The following is a 2,920-nucleotide window of genomic DNA, read 5'->3' on the forward strand; positions in this document are numbered from 1 at the left end:
GCTTGCGCCATGTCAGGTCTCCCGTGCCGCCGAAGAAAACGAGATCGAAAGACATGCATGCCGCCTCAGTGGTGAAGTCGACGCATGCGGTCGACGATGTAATTTAGTTTCACCTGGATGATGCCCAAGTTTCCGGGCAGCGTCAACGAAACCCGCCCCGCACGAGGGGCGCCCGAAGGTGCATCATGCGGCCGGTGGAACTTCGGGTTACGTTCTGAAAACAAACCGTCGTCGGCGTGCTTGCGTGTCACGCCGAACGGGTTCTAATTTCCTTCCTGTGCTCAACAGCGTCTTGCCATGAATCAAATCGACCAGCTCARGCAGTACACCGCCGTTGTCGCCGACACGGGCAACTTCAAGCAACTCGCGCAATTCGCGCCGAAGGACGCGACGACCAACCCGTCGCTGATCCTGAAAGCGGTGCAGCACGCCGACTACGCGCCGCTGCTCCAGGAGACGGTGGCCAAGCACAAGAGCCTGCCGCTCGAGGGCATCGTCGACCAGGTGCTGGTGCGTTTCGGCCAGGAGATCCTGAAGGTGGTGCCGGGCCGGGTGTCGACCGAGGTCGATGCGCGGCTGAGCTTCGACACCGCCTGCAGCGTGGCGCGGGCGCGCCGCATCATCGAGTTGTACGAGGCGGCGGGCATCGGCCGCGAGCGGGTGCTGATCAAGCTGGCTTCCACCTGGGAGGGCATCCAGGCGGCGCGCATCCTGCAGCGCGACGGCATCAACTGCAACCTGACGCTGCTGTTCTCGTTCTGCCAGGCGGTGGCCTGCGGCGATGCGGGCGTCAAGCTGATCTCGCCGTTCGTCGGCCGCATCTACGACTGGTACAAGAAGTCGGCCGGCAGCCAGTGGGACGAGGCGGCGAACGCCGGCGTCAACGACCCGGGCGTCAAGTCGGTGGCCCACATCTACAACTACTTCAAGAAGTTCGGCATCGCCACCGAGGTGATGGGCGCGAGCTTCCGCAACGTCGGCCAGATCACCGCGCTCGCGGGCTGCGACCTGCTGACGATCAGCCCCGAGCTGCTCGCACAGCTGCAGGCAAGCGAAGCGCCGCTCACGCGCCAGCTCGATCCGGCGAACGCCAAGGGCGCGAGCCTGCATGCGGCGACCTTCAACGAGCAGAGCTTCCGCTTCGCGCTGAACGACGACGCGATGGCCACCGAGAAGCTGGCCGAAGGCATCCGCGCGTTCGCCGTCGATGCCGGCAAGCTCGACAAGCTGATCGAAGGCCTGAAATGAGCAGCTTCCCGCGCTGCGACCGCACCTCGGCCTGGGCCGCGCTGTCGGGCCATTTCGAAGCGCACGGCCGTGACTTCGACATCCGCGAGGCGTTCTCGCGCGACGCGAACCGCTTCGCGTCGCTGAGCGTCGAGGCGCCGGAGATCTTCGCCGACCTGTCGAAGAACCGCGTCGACACCGCGACGCTGAAGTTCCTCGTCGAGCTGGCGCGCGAATGCGGCATCGAGGCGCAGCGCGATGCGATGCTGCGCGGCGACCCGGTCAACGTGACCGAGGGGCGGGCGGTGCAGCACGTGGCCCTGCGCGCGCCCGAGGGCGAATCGCCGTTCGGCCGCGAGGTGCATGCGGTGCTCGATGCGATGCTGGGCTACATCGAGACGGTGCGCGACACCGCGGCCAGCGGCATCCGCCACGTCGTCAACATCGGCATCGGCGGCTCCGACCTCGGGCCGCAGATGGTGGTGCCGGCGCTCGACACCTTCGTGCATCCGGGCATCACGTTCCACTTCGTCTCCAACGTCGACGGCCACGACATCGCGCCGGTGCTGCGCCGGCTGAAGCCGCAGGAGACGCTCTTCATCATCGCGAGCAAGACCTTCACGACGCAGGAGACGATGGCCAACGCGCATGCCGCGAAGGCCTGGTTCCTTGCGCAGGGCGGTGAAGACATCGACAAGCATTTCGTCGCCACCACCACCAACGTGAAGGCCGCGGCCGAGTTCGGCATCACCACCACGTTCGGCTTCTGGGACTGGGTCGGCGGGCGCTACTCGCTGTGGTCGGCGATCGGGCTGCCGATCGCGCTGGCCATCGGAGCCGACAACTTCCGCTCGCTGCTGGCCGGCGCGCATGCGATGGACCTGCACTTCGCGCAGGCTCCGCTCGAGAAGAACCTGCCGGTGCTGCAGGGCCTGATCGACGTCTGGTACCGCAACTTCCACCGCTTCACGAGCCGCAGCATGGCGCCGTACCACCAGGGCCTGAAGCGGCTGCCGGCCTACCTGCAGCAGCTCGAGATGGAGAGCAACGGCAAGCGCGTCGACATCGACGGCGAGCCGCTGCCGTTCGGTACCAGCCCGGTCGTGTGGGGCGAGCCCGGCACCAACGGGCAGCATGCGTACTTCCAGATGCTGCACCAGGGCACCGACGTGATCCCGGTCGAGTTCCTGCTCGTCAGGCGGCCGACGCATTCGCTGAGCGACCTGCACACCAAGCTGCTGGCCAACGGCCTCGCGCAGGCGCAGGCGCTGATGCTCGGCAAGACGACCGAGCAGGCGATGCAGGAGAAGGCGCCGACGGCTTCGGCCTCGCTCGACGCGCTGACGCTCGCGAAGCACCGCACCTTCCCCGGCAACCGGCCCAGCACGACGCTGCTGCTCGACGAGCTGACGCCGCGCAGCCTGGGCGCGCTGATCGCGCTGTTCGAGCACCGGGTGTTCGTCAGCGGTGCGCTGTGGCGCATCAACAGCTTCGACCAGTGGGGCGTCGAGCTCGGCAAGGCGTTGTGCAACGAGTTGCTGCCGCGGCTTGCCAGCGGCGACACGACCGGGCTCGACGGCTCGACCGCCGGGCTGCTGACCCGCCTGCGCGGCGGATGAGGCTGGTCTTCGATTTCGGCGGCGTCGTCTTCCGCTGGAAGCCGCACGAGTTGCTGCAGCGCGTGCTGCCGCAG

At 67.2% G+C, this 2,920-nt stretch carries 2 protein-coding genes; both read left to right on the plus strand.

All coding sequences use genetic code 11. The features are described 5' to 3' along the window. Positions 1-297 precede the first annotated feature (297 nt). Entirely contained in the window at positions 298-1,248 is a 951-nt protein-coding gene (gene tal / locus AC1D12_RS29820; protein ID WP_477844835.1) for a transaldolase, read from the plus strand. Then, positions 1,245-2,846, plus strand: a complete 1,602-nt coding sequence (gene pgi / locus AC1D12_RS29825) for a glucose-6-phosphate isomerase (RefSeq protein WP_477844837.1) — start codon at positions 1,245-1,247, stop codon at positions 2,844-2,846. Before tal ends, pgi begins: the two co-directional genes overlap by 4 nt. The last annotated feature ends 74 nt before the right edge of the window (positions 2,847-2,920 follow it).

Source organism: Rhizobacter sp. P1_G5 (assembly GCF_056405435.1).